The following is a 14,780-nucleotide window of genomic DNA, read 5'->3' as shown; positions in this document are numbered from 1 at the left end:
CCCGTCTCGCCAAATGGCAGCGACGTTCAGGACAGCGCCTCGTAGATTGCCGAAATGTAGGCGTTTGAGCGGTCCGACCCGATGATCCCGGGAGCCATCTTGTTCATGGCGTAAGCGATGGTCACTCCATCGTCTGGATGCATGACCACCATCGACCCACCCCAACCACCCCAGAAGCACGTTCGGCGACCGTCATCCGGAATGGAGGGCACCGTCCGCGGCTCCGGGAGCGCGAACCCGATCCCCCACCGCAGAGGGACGCCGAGCACGAGATCGATGCCATTGGCCTGCTCTTCGAATATGCGGTCGATGGTGTCCGGGCTGAGCATCTTCTTCCCGTCCACGACGCCTCCGCGGGAGATGGGGGACAGCATCCTGGCCAAGGAACGTGCGTTGCCGTGACCGTTGTGTGCACCCATGTCGGCCCGGCGCCACCCGATCGTGTTCGCTGCTTGGGCATCGCCGACGGGTCCGGTGAACGTCTTGACCATCGGATGATCGGGCGGGACTGCACTGAAGTCGGAACCAGTTGGCGGCGGAGGGATGATCTCGGCGACACGGGGATCGTCGGCTTCAACGACGCCGATCTGGAAGTCGGCCCCGAGGGGAACCGCGATCTCCTCCCGGACGAACTCCTTGAACGTCATGCCCGTGACACGTCGCACGACTTCCCCGACGAGTTGTCCCAAGTTGCACGCGTGGTATCCCGATGCGGTGCCCGGCTCCCACCATGGCGCCTGACGAGCCAGTTGTGCGGTCGACCGCTCCCAGTCGTACATGTCTTCGATCACCCACGGCGTCTCCCAACCGGACACCCCGGACGTGTGAGACATGACGTGTCTGACCTCGATGGCTTCCTTGCCGTGGGCAGCGAACTCTGGCCAGTATTCGGCGACCGGGGTCGAGAGGTCGATCAGTCCCCGGTCGGCTAGCAGCAGCGCCGCCATGTTGGTGACGGGCTTCGTCGAGGACCACAGGTTTACGATGGTGTTATGGCGCCAGGGTCGCTCGCGGGCTGAGTCTGCGTACCCACCCCACAGGTCCAGAACACCATCGCCGTCGACGTCCACATGGAGCGAAAGGCCCAGCTCTTCGCCCGAACGGAGGTTGTGTGCGACGAGCTCGCGGACCTCCGCGAAGCGCTGATCGGCGAAACCGTGGAGTTCGTCGGACATCGGGCCCTCCTCAGGGCTTGTGCATGACCGTGACCGCTGTCACAGCCGCCCAGGCTAGAGCGCTGGAAACACTCAGTCAATAGTCCGACTGTTAGAGTCGGACTATAAGTCCACCGCCGAGTCCTGCGACACCGCGACCTCGCGCTCGGTCGTGTTGCACTGGCGCCGGAAGGTCCGGCGCACTCCTGGCGTAGCGGTCCGCCGTGAGCACTGACCATCGAAGGCACCCGATGATGTTCCTCGGGCCTGACCCGGTGGGGTGTCGTCAAGAGTTCCGTTGGATCGGGACCTCAAGCCGGCGCGATCGTCGTGCCGACCACGAGGCCGGGTGGACATCCGCCCTCCGTATGCACGAGCGACGAGCAGCCTTCCGGTCCGTTCGTACGCGCGTGATGCTCGAGTGCGGGGCGTTGCGGCAAATCAACGCGCCCGTCCCTGATGAGGCGCTAACCAGCCCCGCGACTCATTGACGCCATGGACGAGGCTCGCAATCTCCACGAGTTTCATCACGCGGACGTGGAGTTCCACCTGGGCCTGGCCCGACTCTCGGGCAACGTGATTGCGTCGATGATGTTGTCCAGCCTGAGTGGCGCAGTTTGCTAGATTAATGACGGAAGGGCTTGCAGGGTCGGATGAGTGGTGATCCATTGCACAGGATCTTCAGATCGAGCACCGGGGCCCTCTAGAACTGTTGGCCGCCGGCAAAGGCTCGGACGCCGGGGAGCTCGCGGAGCGACACACCACAGGCTTCGCAGAGCAAGTTGGGCTGCTGGCGCCGGAGGCGGCCGAGCTCTTCGCCCCACATGCGCTGGCCGTCTACCTAGACGGTATGACGTGACCGGCTCGGCCTTGAGGCGGTTGCGGGCCGGGGCCTCACTCACAAGATTCGTGGGTTACCGAGCAGGGGCTGCCTGCTTGGCCTATCCGACAATTGTGGGAGGCCCCGGTGTTTACCGAGCGTACGAGCGTTGGGCTCGATGTGCACGCACGATCGGTCGCGGCAGCGGCGATCGATGGCGTCACGGGCGAGCTGTGGCGGCCAGCCGCCGCAGCCGCGTCGCCTCCCGCACGGTGATCGTCTCGCCGCACCACTCGACGGCCTCGCCCAGGGACAGGCCCTCGACCTCGGTCAACTCCCGCAGCGCCTCACCCGCACGCTTCTCGGTCTCAGCCACCGCAGCGTCGCGCTCACCGATCGCGACCATGACCCGCTCGGCCAGGTCGATCACCCGGCGCTCCCGCTCCTCGCGCTCCTTGCGCCGCTTCTCGGCCATCTCCCGCGCCGTACGCCGCGCCTGCTGCTTGATCGTCTGCTGACTCATCCGGTCCTCACTCGTGTCGACATGGACTCTGACAGTCACCTACGACATTCCCGGTCCCCGAGCGATCACCGAACCCCAGAACCCTTCGAAATCCGCTCCCCACCGACTCACTGAGCCGTCCAGCCAGCCCGATCCGAACCCGACGCCCCAGCCGTCACCCGCGCCCCTCAGCGTCCCCCCAGATTTCCGCGACCGACGAAGTGCCACACACCTCTTGCATTGTCGGGGTGAAATCGTCCGGCGCAATGCGCTCGCCGCTCGATGAGCCCCGCGTCCCCATCGTGTCCGGCACGGCGACTCCAAGCAGAGCAGCGCTCGGATCGGACGACTCGCCGTCATCCCGTGCTGGCGGTGATCGCACCCACAACAACTCGCCCCCTAGGAGACCAACAGTGGCGCAACGGGCATCCACGGGATCGGGACGAGGCTGCGATGAGGAACGACAAGCACGAACAGGACCAACCAAGTCTCTGGGAGGAGCTGCCACCGCAACCACCGCGCAAATCAGCACGGCCTCGGCGAGCTGTGCAGTCTTCGTCACGACCGAGCACTCCCGCAAAAACCGGGAACGACAGCACCGGTGAACGTCTCTGGACCGCTGCAGATCTGGCCGACCACCTCGGCGTACCGGTCAAGACCATCTACGCCTGGCGAGCAAAGGGACTTGGCCCTAAAGGGTTCCGTGTCGGCAAACACCTGCGTTGGCATCCCCGCACCGTCGCGGACTGGACACTCACCGTAGAGCGCGACCAATGATCACGGCCTGCCCTCGCTGCGGGAAACCGTTCCCCGTCTCCGACCGCCCCAGGCCGGGCCGTCCGCGACGGTGGTGCAGCAGCGCCTGCCGCCGACTCGCGTCCGAGGAGCGACGAGCCGCCGAAGCAGGCCACACCGCCGTCACGTTCATCAAGGAAGCCACCAGCCTCGACGAACACGTCCACGCAGCCCTGGACTCCCCCGGCGCCTGCCGACGAATCCTGCGCGAACTCGCCGACCGCGACGCCCGCGGCGCATTCAAGGAGGCGAAGTGGAGCAGCGTCGCCGACGAGCTGGAGCGCCTTCGCCGGCCCCGCCCAGGCACGCACTGGCGCCGCCGGTGATTGCGCCGGACGCAACTCAACCGACAATGCACTAGGTGTGTGGCACTTCATCGCTGTATGCGCACCATGCTCGCCGTCGGTGTCAGCATCGAGCGCAGACGTCGGACGCGGAAGCGACCTGCAGGACGCTCGAGACTCGCTCGCGCGACTTCGAGAGCTCCGACATCGTTCTCGCCACGTCCGAACCGCTCGCGCTGCCGCGCTGCAAAGGCGGCGGAAGGACGCACCTCGGAGTGCACCGGGCCCTACCTTGAAGACCGGCGATAAGATCGGCCCCGGGCGCAGTCTCGCCACCCGAAAGCTCCCGGTCCCCTTCGAAATCCCGTCACGACCGGATGACCGACGTCCGCTGCCTTTCGAGCAGCTGACCAGTCCGGGCGATCGGGACTTTCGCTATCAGGGACCGGCCGGTCCTCGTCCGCCGTCCTCGTCCGCCATGAAGACGGGTTGGTAGCCGCGCGGCAAGTAAGGCCAGATCCGATCTATCCAGAGGTCGAGCTCTGTTCGAGAGAGCGCGATCTCGTTGGAGTTGTCGAACATCGTCTGGTTCAACCTCTCTATCTCGACCCCGGTGGAGTGTTCGAGGAGTTCACGTGCTGCGGTGCTGTGCTGGCGTGGAGGGGTATCCAGAGTTGCCTGCAACGCGTTGGGGACGCCAAGCGCGATCGCGGTGGTGGTGAGGAGCTGGTCGTATGCCTGGTCGGAGTCGGGGTAACGGGCTCGGAGTGCCAGGTACAGGTTGAGAAACCGCTGGGATCGTCGAGGCGTCGTGGAGAGCAGCGGCGCAACGGTTTGGATGAGTCCGAACTCTCGTTCGTCGAGGTTGAGCGCCGACGCGAGGGTGGTGGGCGACGGTGACGGGTTGTCACCGAGTCGCGTCCGGTAGCGGCGACTGCCGTCGGGGTTGGGGCCGCCACTCGTTCCCATGTCGTCTAGTGCGTCGTCTTGTTCGGGCCCTCGATGGCGGGCGTGGAGATCCGGGGTCGTGGACAGTTCGTCGGCGCCGTGAATCGATTCGAAGGCAAGCCCGAACAGGAGGTTCCGGGTCGTGGCTGCTGTCATCGGTCTCAACGTGAACGTGAGTTGGAAGATTTTCTCGAGGTAGGTGTTGGCATTCTCGCCGTCGACAGCACCGAGGAGGTGTTCGCGGGTCTCGCTCAGAGACCTTTCGAGCCGTTGTGGACTGACACCGACGACGACGGTGAAGAGCGGAAGAGCAAGGAGCAGATGGATGGCGGCGAGGACGTCGGCGACCGTTTGAGACTCGCAGCGGTCGAGGTCGTCGATGTACAAGATGATCCGCTCGAGTCGATCGTTGTCGTCAGAGTCGACGGCGTTCATGAACTCGACGAGGTCGCGCAAGTCGCGGTGTGCGAGTGCGACGACACCGAGATAGTTCTGATAATCGGTGCTCTCGGCTCGGTCTTGCAGATATGTGTGGAGCAGCCGGCTGCCGGTCAAGTCATGGCGCTCGCGGCGAGCGTTTTCAGCGCCAATCTCGGCGGCAGCAGCGGTGGCCCTAGCGTCCTGTAGTTCGGCTTGGGACGCTCGGAGCTCGTCCTCGGCGGCGGCCAGAGCGGCAGCGTGCTCGACCTGTGCCGCCTCCACCTGCCTGTCCAACCTGGCCTGAAGCCGCTCCGCAGGAGCGAGGAGGCGCCTTGCCGTCTGTTGTTGACGTTTGAGCCATGCAGCAGCCGACGATCCGATTGCGACGACCTGGCCGAAGTAGAGGGCTATCGATGCCGACGCCTGTCCCCAGTCCTCGACTAGGAACGCTACGAGGACCGCGACAGTGGCGACAACGACCCAGGCGTAGATCGCGATGGCGATCGGCGACCTCAGCCCTCCGACGGTCGCTAGCGCGCGTGCACGGTCTGCGGTGTCGCGGATTGATTCCGTGGCCGCGCGTAGCTCGGTCGCTGTTTCGGCGACGCTATTGAGACCAAGCTCGCCGGCGGCGCTGCGGACTTGGTCTGCAAGACCATCGTCTGCGGCGGCCACCGTGATCGTCTGCCAGAGGTCGGTAGCTCGGACCCTCCGGGCCTCGGTGACGGCGTCGTCACGGCGTCGTTGGGCGATGTCGAGGGCATCGTTCGCCTGGCGGACACGATCTGAGGCTGCTTGGACGCGAGCCTCGGCCACTGCGGTGACCTCTTCGGCACTTGTCAGATTCTCGATGGCTTCGCGGACTAGGGCTTGATAGCGGCTGGGACGTTCACTTAGCACATCGAAGATCTGGTCGATAAGGCTTGCCCACAAATTGCCGTCTTCGTAGTGCCATGCGTTGAACCAGACGTGCGCGACGTTGCGACAGAACGGAGAGCCGGGCACCTTGCTTTTCGTTAAGTCTCGAATGTTGGCCTCGACCTGTCGCATGAAGAACGACTTGCCGCTCCCCCATTCTCCGTAGATGCCGAGCACGAACGGCGGTGTCAGCGACCGTGAAGCGAGCAGCGATCCGAGTGCACGCGCGTCGTCGGAGACATCGAGCAGGTCGACCCTTGGTCCGCCATCGCTTGTCAGGCGCGTGTGGACTGGTGGCGCATAGCTGCTGCTGACAGCTCGTGACGTCGGTTGCAACATCTCGCGCAGTGAGTTGCGGCGGTCGCGTTCGATAAGTCGCTTGCTGTGTTCAATGATCCGCACCGCTTCGCCTTGCGCCGATTCACGCATCTCGCTGACGATCGCCGCACCCTGCTCGCGCGCTTCCTCACGTATGCGGGCTGCCTCGTGTCGAGCATCCACAATCAGGTCTGGAACCTCTTCGTTGGGCGACCCGGCACTGGACGACGTCATCAGAAATCACCGGACTTTCTCGCGGAGCTGCATGGCGACCATGCTGCACGATCGTCTCCACCGAGTTCACACAATCTCCGAGCCGAGTGCCTGGCCGCTCGAGGCTGCACCCGGACTTCCCACTGGGGTCGTTGCCCACGTCGGCCAAGATCACGGACGAGTGATGTGGTCCTGGTCGCGAACCTGGCACAGATCTGCTCAGTCCCAGTCCGCGCGAGGCGGAGATGTCCGTAATCACAGGCCGGGTCGGCACTTGCGCGCGTCGAGGGTGCGACTTGAAGTCGTGACTCGATCTCGCACCGCCTCGCAACTCGTGACAACCCAATCGAGCGAAAATAGCAAATCTCGACACGAGTCGCCGTAGGTTGGAGCGACGCGGTCACGCATTTAGCGTGAGTCGGCCACCGCGCGTCGAACACTGCGTTCGCGGCGCCCGGTCCGACCCCCGGAACAGCCATCGAAGATGCCGATATCGTTCGGCGACGCCTGGAGGCGGCCCACCATGCGACTCCGCAAGATCTACACGCGCTTCTACCGGTCGCTCAACTACGACTACCTCCGCGCCTCCCACGAGAACTACACACCCGACCCGTGGGACACCACCCCCAACGGCAGCGACTACCCGTTCGTCAGCCTCATGCTCGAACCAGACACCACCACCATCGTCGGCGCGAACGAGTCCGGCAAGAGCCAGATCCTCCGCGCCATCAAAGCCGCCCTCAACGGGACCGGGTACGACCGAAGCGACTTCTGCCGCTACTCCCCCTACTTCGGAGACGGCGCCGAGATGGTGCTCCCCGAATTCGGCGCCATCTTCACCGACATCACCCCGGACGACGTCAAGGTCATCTCCGAGATGACAGGAGCGACCGACATCGGCGACCCCACCCGCTTCGCCCTCTTCAGGATGAACTCCGCTTATAGGCTGCGCGCCTACGTCGAGACCAGCGGTGTCTGGTCCGAGGCTTACCAGGTCAAGAAGCCGACCCTCATCGAGAAGCTCCGAATGCCGGCCATCACCGAGATCGACGCCGACGTCCCGCTGCCCAACTCCATCCCCTGGGATTTCCTGATCGGAGACACACCGGACAAGGCGCTCAGCCGGGATTTCGTCACCTCGATCATCGACCGGTTCAAGACCCACTCGGGCCTGTTCGCCAACGAGACAACGATCCAAGGGTCCGCCGCAGCGATCGCAGCGAACTTCTCACCCGCGAACATCGTCGAGACTCCAGACCCGGCGACCTTGCAGCAGTACAAACTCGGCGCCGACCTCCTGTTCAAGGTGGCACGGATCGAGCGTGAACAGATCGCCGAACTCGCGAACGCGGTCAAGAACAAGAACGGCTACGCGTCCAGTCTCGTCGATACCCTCAACGACAAGATCGCCAGAGCCCTAAACTTCCCGAAGTGGTGGTCCCAGGACTCCCACTTCGAACTGGTCGTGTCGGCCCTCGACTTCGACCTCCAGTTCGAGATCCGCGACCGCACCGGCAAGTCGTACAGCTTCGACGAGCGCAGTGACGGCCTTAAGTACTACCTGTCGTACTTCGTCCAGTACCTCGCACACGAGCGTGCCGACGACACTCGGCCCGAAGTGCTGCTGATGGATGAGCCCGACCGGTTCCTCTCCTCCTCGGCGCAGCAGGACCTGCTCCGCATCTTTGAAGACTTCGCACACCCGCAGGACCCTGAAAGGAAGCCGGTCCAGGTCGTCTACGTCACCCACTCACCGTTCTTGATCGACAAGAACGACGCTCGACGGATCCGTGTTCTCGAGAAAGGCGAGTACGACGAGGGGACCCGAGTCGTACGCAGCGTCGCAGCCAACCACTACGAACCCCTCAGGTCGGCGTTCGGGAGCTTCGTCGCCGAAACCACCTTCATCTCGGGCTGCAACCTGGTCGTCGAGGGCCCCTCCGACCAGGTGCTCCTTGCTGGGGCGACACGGTGGCTCAAGACGGTCAAGGTCGCGTCACGTGACCGGCTCGACCTCAACGCCATTACGATCGTCCCGGCCGGCGGCACCGAACATGTGCCGTACATGGTCTACCTCGCCCGTGGCCGTGACGTCGAGAAGCCAGCGATCGTCGCTCTGCTCGACTCCGACAAGCCCGGCGACAAGGCCCGCCAAGACCTCCAGACGCGAGGGAACAACGGCAAGCCGGTCATGGACGACCGGTTCGTCCTCCAGATCGGTGAAGCCATCAACGCTGACGCGGTCGACAACCCTTGCGGAGCGATTGCGATCGAGGACCTCTTACCACTCAACATCGCGATCGACGCGGCAGCCCGCTACTGCCGCGAGTTCGTTCCGGCTGTCGACGTGCACGGCCTCAACCTCACCCAGGCGATGGTCTTCGGTGAAGACGGCTCAGATGCCGGAGTTAAGGGTCTGCTCGACGCGCTACAGAGCGCGATCGCCGCCGCCGCGAAGGTCGACGACTTCCACCTCGACAAGATCGCGTTCGCACGAGCGGTCACCGAAATCCTCGCGGGGGAGGACGACGACACCGGAACGCGAGTAACCACGGCTGCTGACCTCACGACCGCCCAGCAGAACTTCGGCACACTCCTGTCGCGGCTCGCCTACCTTCAGCGTGAGAGCGTCCGCGCCGGAGACGTCGACCAGATCTCATCGCGAATCAACCGCATCAAGCGCGAGTTCACCCGCACCCAGAAGGGAGCGGCACGCCGTGAGGACGTTCTCAACTTGATCGAGCAGATCGAAGCCCAGCTCGACTACTCGGCCGAAGCAGACGAAGTGTTGAAGACCCTCGCGTCGTGGCGATCGCGGTTCAAGCTCCACGAGGACCCACAAGACGAAATTGACGACTACGCCGAGCTCCAGAAGGCGATCACCAGTCTCGCCTACCAGGCCGTCCGGAACTCGCAGACAGACGCGACTTCGTCGGCCTGATCAGGCGACCGCCGGCCCGTTGGGCACCACGTCATCGTCAGCAGCCCGCACAACACGCGGTACAGCCAAATCACTCGAACTCAACAACTCCGCTCCTGCAACTACCGCTTGCGGGCACGCACCTGGCAGGGCGCCGTGAACCTGCGTCATAGTGGGCGGTGTGGGCGCCCACAGTGGGCGCAATGCCCTACCTCCGGATGCGATCCATGGTTCACCCTCCCGCCTGTCCATCCCAGAGAAGCGTCCCCATCTGTCGAGCTGCGCGACGTCGTAGCTCGTCAACGGCGTGGGTGTAGCGCTGGGCGGTGGCCATCTCGGTCCAGCCCATGATGGACATGACGGTCCGGATGTCGACGTTCTGCAGCAGGAGAAGGGTTGCTGCTGTATGTCGGGCGTCGTGGAGGCGGACCTCCCTGACGCCGGCTCGCTCTAGGAGAGCCTTCCATTCGGTGTGGTCCCGGGCTGGATCGATGAGCCCGCCGTTCGCCGCTGGGAAGACCAGGTCGTGGTCGCTGTCCCAGTCCGCTCCCGCCGCGAGTCGCCGGCGGTTGACCACCGCGCGGTGCGCTTTCAACTCATCGACGAGCGGCTGGGGCAGCACGATGGTCCGTTTCGATGCCTTGGTCTTCGGCTCGACGAGCTGGAGCCCGCCGCCTGTCCGGTGCTCGCACTCGGCGCCGCGCTTTCGCTCGCAGGATGGCGAACCGTCATCGAGCTGGCAGCCGTGCTCCCAGGTGTGGCGCTGGACGGCTCGCCGGATCCGGAGGACGCCGTCGTCGAGGTCGACGTCTGGCCAGAGGAGTCCGAGCGTCTCGCCCTGCCGCAGTCCGAGCGACAGGGCGATCGACCATCGAGCTGGGTGCAGGGTGGACTGCGCGGCCGCGATGACGCGGCGGCTCTCCTCGACCGAGAGCGGCTCGACCTCGATGTCCTCGGCCCGAGGTGGCCTGGCGACCACTGCGGGGTTGATGGCGAGCCGGCGACGGCGTACCGCTTCGTTCAGGGCGGACCGCAGGACACGGTGGACGCCGCGGATGACGTGCGCAGAGTGGCCGTCGGTCTGCATCCCTCGGTAGTGCTCCTCAAGATGCTCGGGGCGGATCTCGCTGAGTCGCCACTGTCCCAGGGCAGGTGTGACGTGGACGCGCATCTGGCTGCGGTACGTCGACAGCGTCTTCCATCGCGCGGTCATCGGCAGCACGGACTCGAGCCAGTGCTCGAGCCACTGACCCAGCGTGATGTCATCGCTGGTCCAGACGAAGGTGCCGGCGTCGCGGCGACGTTCGAGGTCGCGGACTACGTCGCGCAGCTCTGCCTTCGTCCGCCGCTGGACGTGCTTACGGGCGGTGCTGCCGTCCGGCCGCCGGCCCATGGTGACGCGGGCGTGCCACTTGCCGTCGGCGCCTTGGTACATCGTGGAGGTGGTCTCCTCAGCGGCCTTGCGTGGCCTACTCATCCCGCACCTGCCCGTTCCCGTCTCGCATCCGGGCGATGAAACGCTCCAGTTCGCGACGCTCGATGCGCACGGACCGGCCGAGGTGGACGGCGTGGAGTCGGTGGCTGGCGACGTGGCGCTCGACGCTGCGGCGTGCGCAGCACAGCTGCCGGGCGGCCTCGTCGAGGGTGAGGAGCAGGGTGTCGGCTGCGGTCGTGGTCAGGGTGCTGGGGTGCGTGGTGGTCTCCATGTGGCACCAAGGTGCAGAAACCAGTCCCGAGCGATCACAGATCCGGGGGGACGCGGGGGGACGTTGGGGGGACTCGCGACCCGAGCCGACCGAAGACGACAAAGCGGCCCCGAATAGTTTTTGAGCCAGTTTCTGGGCCGAGAAAGGCCCACCTCCCGGTTGGGGAAGCGGGCCTCGGAACCTGTTTGCGCAGGTCATGCGGTGAATCCGATCTGCGCGCCTGTAGGGATTCGAACCCCAAACCTTCTGATCCGTAGTCAGATGCTCTATCCGTTGAGCTACAGGCGCTCGTCGCCGGGCGACCGCACGAGAATAGCCGAGGGGGCCCATAGATGCCGAATCACCGCCGCCACCGGGCCCGGGACGGTGTGGAAGCATGACGCCATGACCTCCTACGAGCCCGAGGACCGGGCCCTCTTCGAGGAGGAGGCGATCGGACTCTACGAGCAGGTGCTCGCGGAGGGCGGACTGGCGGCGGACGATCCGCGACTGGAGGACGGGGCGTCACTGCGCCGGGCGTTCGACCTGCTGGTCGAGCTGGGTCTGCTGCAGCTGGACGCGACGCGCAAGACCTGGCGACCACTGGAGCCGAGCAACGCGCAGTCGCGGGTGGTGACCCCCCTGGGCAACGAGGGCGCGCGCCTGCTGGAGGAGTCGGCGCGGTGGGCGAGCGCCTTCTCGCACCTCGCGCAGAGCTGGCGCCGCTCGCCGGCCGCGAGCGAGTCGGGGCCGTTCCTCTACCTGCACGGCGAGGCGATCAACCCCTACCTCACCACCTTGGTCAGCGAGGCCCAGGAGGAACTGCTGACGGCGCAGCCGCAGGCGACGCGCAGCGCGAAGACCGTGGCCGAGGCGGCGGTCCGCGACGTGGCCGCGCTCAAGCGGGGCCTGACGATGCGGACGCTCTACCAGCACAGCGCCCGCCGGCACCCCGCCACGCACAAGTACGTCGCCACGGTGACCGAGCACGGCGCGGAGGTCCGCACGCTCGACGAGTTCTTCAACCGGATGATCGTGGTGGACCGCCGGGTCGCCCTCATCCCGGCCGCCGACAGCCTGGCGACCGCGGTCGTCGTACGCGAGCCGGCGATCGTGGCCTATCTCGTCGACGTCTTCGAGCGGGCGTTCGCCCGCGGGCGACCGTTCGCGAGCGCGGGACAGAGCGTGACGAAGGAGATCGCGTCGGAGCAGCGGTCGATGACGATCCGGATGCTGATCGAGGGGCACGCCGACGCGGTCAGTGCGAAGCGGCTCGGCGTCAGTCCGCGGACGTACGCCGGGTACGTGGCCGAGCTCAAGGAGGAGTACGACGCCGAGACCCGCTTCCAGCTCGGCTACACGATGGGGACGCTGGGCATCGCCGGTCAGGACGACGACGTCACGCCGTCCTGACCAGACAGGACCCGAGCGCCTCCGTCAGCGGTGCGCGCCGGGAAAGACCCGCCAGCCCCAGCCGGTGTCGGCCTCGGCCGCCGTCGGGAGTGAGACGATGCCGGCTGCGGTGATGAGCGCGGCCAGCGCGAAAGCGGTCTTGCGAGCGAGCTTCTTCATGAGTGTTCCCCTCACTGGTGGGCGGCCGGGCGCCGTCCCTCCGGGTACCCGAGCCGCAGGCGCCTACCCCCACAGGACGCTTTCAAACATCCTTCCCCAAACCAGGGGAATATGCGAGGCCCCCGGCCGTGTCGACCGGGGGCCTCGTCTCGCGGCGGAGGCGGAGGGATTTGAACCCTCGATGGGGTTGTAGCCCCAAACCCGCTTAGCAGGCGGGCGCCATAGACCAGACTAGGCGACGCCTCCTCCACCGCACCGGTCACAGACCGGCCAGCGTGGGCAAGGCTACAAGGATCGCCGGGGAGCGGCCCAATCGGCCCCCCGACGGCGGACTCCCGGGTCCTGGTTCAGCGCGCGGCGCGCCGCAGATGCGCCCGTACGTCGCGCGCGAAGTCGTCCTTGTCGGCGGCGACGAGCTGCATCGGGATGGTCGTGCTGCGCCCGTCGCGCAGACGCAGCACCAGGCAGTCGATGCCCGAGGGCGCGGCCGCCACCGCATCCTCGACCTCGCTCCAGCGGGCCTCGGTCGCGCCGGCGGCGCGGATCATCCGGACCTGGTAGCCGGCCTCGGTGAGCCGGACGACGACCAGCCGCGAGCGCAGCCACCACGCGAGGCCGATCAGTCCCAGGATCCCCACGCCGAGGACGAGCACCAGCAGGTCGGCGTTGAGGTCGGCCGCCACGACCGCGGCCGTCACGACGAGCAGCACCAGCGCGAGCAGGACGAGGTACGCCCCGACGAAGCGAGCCATCACCGGCGGGGCGAGGCGGTAGTCGGTGACCCGGTTGGGCTGCGTGCTGCTCATGACCGGCATTGTTCATCGCCGGGCGAGGACGGGGCAAAGCAGCGGCAGCGCGCCCACTAGACTCGACGGCGTGTCCGGCCGGCGCGTGCGTCGTACCGAACTCAGGAGGGGTGCCGGAGTGGCCGATCGGAACCGCCTTGAAAGCGGTCGTAGGGAGACCTACCGCGGGTTCGAATCCCGCCCCCTCTGCGTAGCGGCTGCTGCGGCGGCGCGCAGCAGCGAGGGCATCTACCCGGGTGCTGTGACACCTACCCGGGTGCTCGTGCAGCGAAATCCGCGCTGTAACCCTTAGTTACAAGCCGGGGCGCCCTCAGAGCAGCGGCGCGAACCGCCCCGGCTCCGGGCGTACGGCGGCCGCCTGCTCGGCCACGCGGCTGCCCCGCCCGCGGTTGCCGGTGAGTGCGAGGTCGAGCCGGATGAGGAGCCAGCCGAGCACCAGGCCGACGACCAGGCCGTAGACGACCGACAGGGCCGCCTCCTGCACGGAGACGGCCGGATTGGCGAGGGCGGTGGCCGTCGAGGAGGTCGCGGCGACGCCGAAGGCGCACACCCACCAGCCCTGGCGGCGCCGGGCCCGCATGTGGCAGCCGTAGGCGAGGGCCGGGACGCCGAGGACGCTCGCGATCGGGCGCGGGAAGGCGCCGAGCGTGTCGCGGCTCCACGCCACCCAGTCCAGCAGCTGGTCGACGAGGCCGGTGGAGCCGTAGCGGCGCAACAGCTCGGCGTACAGCAGCGTCGCGGCGAGCACGACCGCGCCGATCGCCACGATGATCAGGCCGCGGCGGCCGAGGCCGTGGAAGCCGGCGCCGAGGCGATGGACGAGCACGATGGCGCCCACGAACGCGAGCCCGAGCCCGACGTACTCGAAGCGCTCCTTCTGGATCGCCGGTTCGAAGCCCACCGTGGCCATGGCACCGACCCCGGCCACCAGCAGGCCGACGACGCACTCACGGGCCGCGGTGGCGATCCCGGCCGCGGGGACGGTGATCATGACGCCGAGGACGGCGGCGACGGCGGAGGTCCCCACCGCGGCACCGGTCAGCAGCAGCTCGTTGTCCGAGGCCACGGCGGCCAGGCCGCAGGCCAGCGCGAGCGGGGCGAAGACCAGCGGGCGGCCTCCGGTCCGAGCCGCCAGGCCCCAGGTGAAGGCGGTCGCGACGCCGACCGCGCCCGCCGTCCCGAACCAGACGGGTCCGACCGGGAGCATCGCGCAGACCAGGCCAGCCGCGGCGAGGACGACCAGGACGAACCAGATGGTCAGCGGTGCCCGCGAGGCCCCGAACTCGCCGATGCGCTGCTCGAGCGGGACACGAGAGGGGGTGCGGGACACGGAGGAGCAGCCTATCCGGTGTGTGGCAGCGCAGCGGAGGCGACAGCTGTAACTGTCTGTTGTTGTCGCTACCTGACCCGTAGACCAGTACGCCA

12 protein-coding genes and 3 tRNA genes are annotated in these 14,780 nt (G+C 66.7%); 5 read left to right on the top strand and 10 right to left on the bottom strand.

Annotation, left to right across the window (positions count from 1 at the left end):
- Nucleotides 1-26 precede the first annotated feature (26 nt).
- Entirely contained in the window at nucleotides 27-1,175 is a 1,149-nt protein-coding gene (locus tag KVF89_RS01875; protein ID WP_257422852.1) for a serine hydrolase domain-containing protein, read from the bottom strand.
- A gap of 474 nt (nucleotides 1,176-1,649) precedes the next feature.
- On the opposite strand from KVF89_RS01875, the gene KVF89_RS30550 reads away from it, so the two are divergent.
- Nucleotides 1,650-1,778: an FCD domain-containing protein gene (locus KVF89_RS30550; protein ID WP_372497837.1), complete on the top strand. Its 129-nt coding sequence runs from the start codon at nucleotides 1,650-1,652 to the stop codon at nucleotides 1,776-1,778.
- A 416-nt stretch (nucleotides 1,779-2,194) separates the two neighbouring features.
- Here KVF89_RS30550 and KVF89_RS01870 read toward each other — a convergent pair whose 3' ends face one another.
- Nucleotides 2,195-2,497 carry a hypothetical protein gene (locus KVF89_RS01870; RefSeq protein ID WP_257422850.1) on the bottom strand — a complete coding sequence of 101 codons (303 nt, stop codon included), beginning with the start codon at nucleotides 2,495-2,497 and terminating at the stop codon, nucleotides 2,195-2,197.
- A 261-nt stretch (nucleotides 2,498-2,758) separates the two neighbouring features.
- Here KVF89_RS01870 and KVF89_RS30545 point away from each other — a divergent pair, with 261 nt between their 5' ends.
- Nucleotides 2,759-3,253 carry a helix-turn-helix transcriptional regulator gene (locus KVF89_RS30545; RefSeq protein WP_372497836.1) on the top strand — a complete coding sequence of 165 codons (495 nt, stop codon included), beginning with the start codon at nucleotides 2,759-2,761 and terminating at the stop codon, nucleotides 3,251-3,253.
- Nucleotides 3,254-3,993: 740 nt separating this feature from the next.
- Here KVF89_RS30545 and KVF89_RS01865 read toward each other — a convergent pair.
- Nucleotides 3,994-6,393 (bottom strand): P-loop NTPase fold protein, encoded by a 2,400-nt coding sequence (locus KVF89_RS01865; RefSeq protein WP_257422848.1) that lies wholly within the window; start codon nucleotides 6,391-6,393, stop codon nucleotides 3,994-3,996.
- Between the two features lie 502 nt (nucleotides 6,394-6,895).
- On the opposite strand from KVF89_RS01865, the gene KVF89_RS01860 reads away from it, so the two are divergent.
- Nucleotides 6,896-9,313, top strand: a complete 2,418-nt coding sequence (locus tag KVF89_RS01860; protein ID WP_257422846.1) for an AAA family ATPase — start codon at nucleotides 6,896-6,898, stop codon at nucleotides 9,311-9,313.
- Nucleotides 9,314-9,524: 211 nt separating this feature from the next.
- Here KVF89_RS01860 and KVF89_RS01855 read toward each other — a convergent pair whose 3' ends face one another.
- The 3 genes from KVF89_RS01855 to KVF89_RS01845 all read right to left on the bottom strand — a co-directional run bounded on the left by KVF89_RS01855 (nucleotide 9,525) and on the right by KVF89_RS01845 (nucleotide 11,286).
- Complete coding sequence (locus KVF89_RS01855) at nucleotides 9,525-10,769, bottom strand: tyrosine-type recombinase/integrase (RefSeq protein WP_257422844.1); 1,245 nt, start codon at nucleotides 10,767-10,769, stop codon at nucleotides 9,525-9,527.
- Nucleotides 10,762-10,998 (bottom strand): helix-turn-helix domain-containing protein, encoded by a 237-nt coding sequence (locus KVF89_RS01850; RefSeq protein WP_257422842.1) that lies wholly within the window; start codon nucleotides 10,996-10,998, stop codon nucleotides 10,762-10,764. The genes KVF89_RS01855 and KVF89_RS01850 overlap by 8 nt, the downstream gene beginning before the upstream one ends.
- Before the next feature lie 215 nt (nucleotides 10,999-11,213).
- A tRNA-Arg gene (locus tag KVF89_RS01845) sits at nucleotides 11,214-11,286 on the bottom strand.
- Nucleotides 11,287-11,382: 96 nt separating this feature from the next.
- Between KVF89_RS01845 and KVF89_RS01840 the strand changes: the two genes are divergently transcribed.
- Nucleotides 11,383-12,390 (top strand): phospholipase D-like domain-containing protein, encoded by a 1,008-nt coding sequence (locus tag KVF89_RS01840; protein WP_257422841.1) that lies wholly within the window; start codon nucleotides 11,383-11,385, stop codon nucleotides 12,388-12,390.
- A 24-nt stretch (nucleotides 12,391-12,414) separates the two neighbouring features.
- On the opposite strand, the gene KVF89_RS01835 is transcribed toward KVF89_RS01840, so the two are convergent.
- The 3 genes from KVF89_RS01835 to KVF89_RS01825 all read right to left on the bottom strand — a co-directional run bounded on the left by KVF89_RS01835 (nucleotide 12,415) and on the right by KVF89_RS01825 (nucleotide 13,355).
- Nucleotides 12,415-12,549 (bottom strand): hypothetical protein, encoded by a 135-nt coding sequence (locus KVF89_RS01835; RefSeq protein WP_257422839.1) that lies wholly within the window; start codon nucleotides 12,547-12,549, stop codon nucleotides 12,415-12,417.
- A 155-nt stretch (nucleotides 12,550-12,704) separates the two neighbouring features.
- Nucleotides 12,705-12,795 (bottom strand) — tRNA-Ser (locus KVF89_RS01830).
- Between the two features lie 101 nt (nucleotides 12,796-12,896).
- The gene (locus KVF89_RS01825) at nucleotides 12,897-13,355 is read right to left on the bottom strand and encodes a hypothetical protein (protein WP_257422837.1); all 459 of its coding nucleotides are present in this window, start codon (nucleotides 13,353-13,355) and stop codon (nucleotides 12,897-12,899) included.
- A 104-nt stretch (nucleotides 13,356-13,459) separates the two neighbouring features.
- On the opposite strand from KVF89_RS01825, the gene KVF89_RS01820 reads away from it, so the two are divergent.
- A tRNA-Ser gene (locus KVF89_RS01820) sits at nucleotides 13,460-13,544 on the top strand.
- A gap of 121 nt (nucleotides 13,545-13,665) precedes the next feature.
- Here the strand turns inward: KVF89_RS01820 and KVF89_RS01815 are convergent.
- Nucleotides 13,666-14,685 carry a hypothetical protein gene (locus tag KVF89_RS01815; RefSeq protein WP_257422835.1) on the bottom strand — a complete coding sequence of 340 codons (1,020 nt, stop codon included), beginning with the start codon at nucleotides 14,683-14,685 and terminating at the stop codon, nucleotides 13,666-13,668.
- Nucleotides 14,686-14,780: the final 95 nt, after the last annotated feature.

Source organism: Nocardioides carbamazepini (genome assembly GCF_024614185.1).
Classification (GTDB): Bacteria; Actinomycetota; Actinomycetes; order Propionibacteriales; family Nocardioidaceae; genus Nocardioides; species Nocardioides carbamazepini.
This window is presented reverse-complemented; position numbering and strand designations above follow the sequence as displayed.

Excerpts from the sequence above, each read along its gene's own strand:
- KVF89_RS01875 (WP_257422852.1), bottom strand. The coding sequence starts at position 1,175 with ATGTCCGACGAACTCCACGGTTTCGCCGATCAGCGCTTCGCGGAGGTC.
- KVF89_RS30550 (WP_372497837.1), top strand. The coding sequence starts at position 1,650 with ATGGACGAGGCTCGCAATCTCCACGAGTTTCATCACGCGGACGTGGAG.
- KVF89_RS01870 (WP_257422850.1), bottom strand. The coding sequence starts at position 2,497 with ATGAGTCAGCAGACGATCAAGCAGCAGGCGCGGCGTACGGCGCGGGAG.
- KVF89_RS30545 (WP_372497836.1), top strand. The coding sequence starts at position 2,759 with ATGAGCCCCGCGTCCCCATCGTGTCCGGCACGGCGACTCCAAGCAGAG.
- KVF89_RS01865 (WP_257422848.1), bottom strand. The coding sequence starts at position 6,393 with ATGACGTCGTCCAGTGCCGGGTCGCCCAACGAAGAGGTTCCAGACCTG.
- KVF89_RS01860 (WP_257422846.1), top strand. The coding sequence starts at position 6,896 with ATGCGACTCCGCAAGATCTACACGCGCTTCTACCGGTCGCTCAACTAC.
- KVF89_RS01855 (WP_257422844.1), bottom strand. The coding sequence starts at position 10,769 with ATGAGTAGGCCACGCAAGGCCGCTGAGGAGACCACCTCCACGATGTAC.
- KVF89_RS01850 (WP_257422842.1), bottom strand. The coding sequence starts at position 10,998 with ATGGAGACCACCACGCACCCCAGCACCCTGACCACGACCGCAGCCGAC.
- KVF89_RS01840 (WP_257422841.1), top strand. The coding sequence starts at position 11,383 with ATGACCTCCTACGAGCCCGAGGACCGGGCCCTCTTCGAGGAGGAGGCG.
- KVF89_RS01835 (WP_257422839.1), bottom strand. The coding sequence starts at position 12,549 with ATGAAGAAGCTCGCTCGCAAGACCGCTTTCGCGCTGGCCGCGCTCATC.
- KVF89_RS01825 (WP_257422837.1), bottom strand. The coding sequence starts at position 13,355 with ATGAGCAGCACGCAGCCCAACCGGGTCACCGACTACCGCCTCGCCCCG.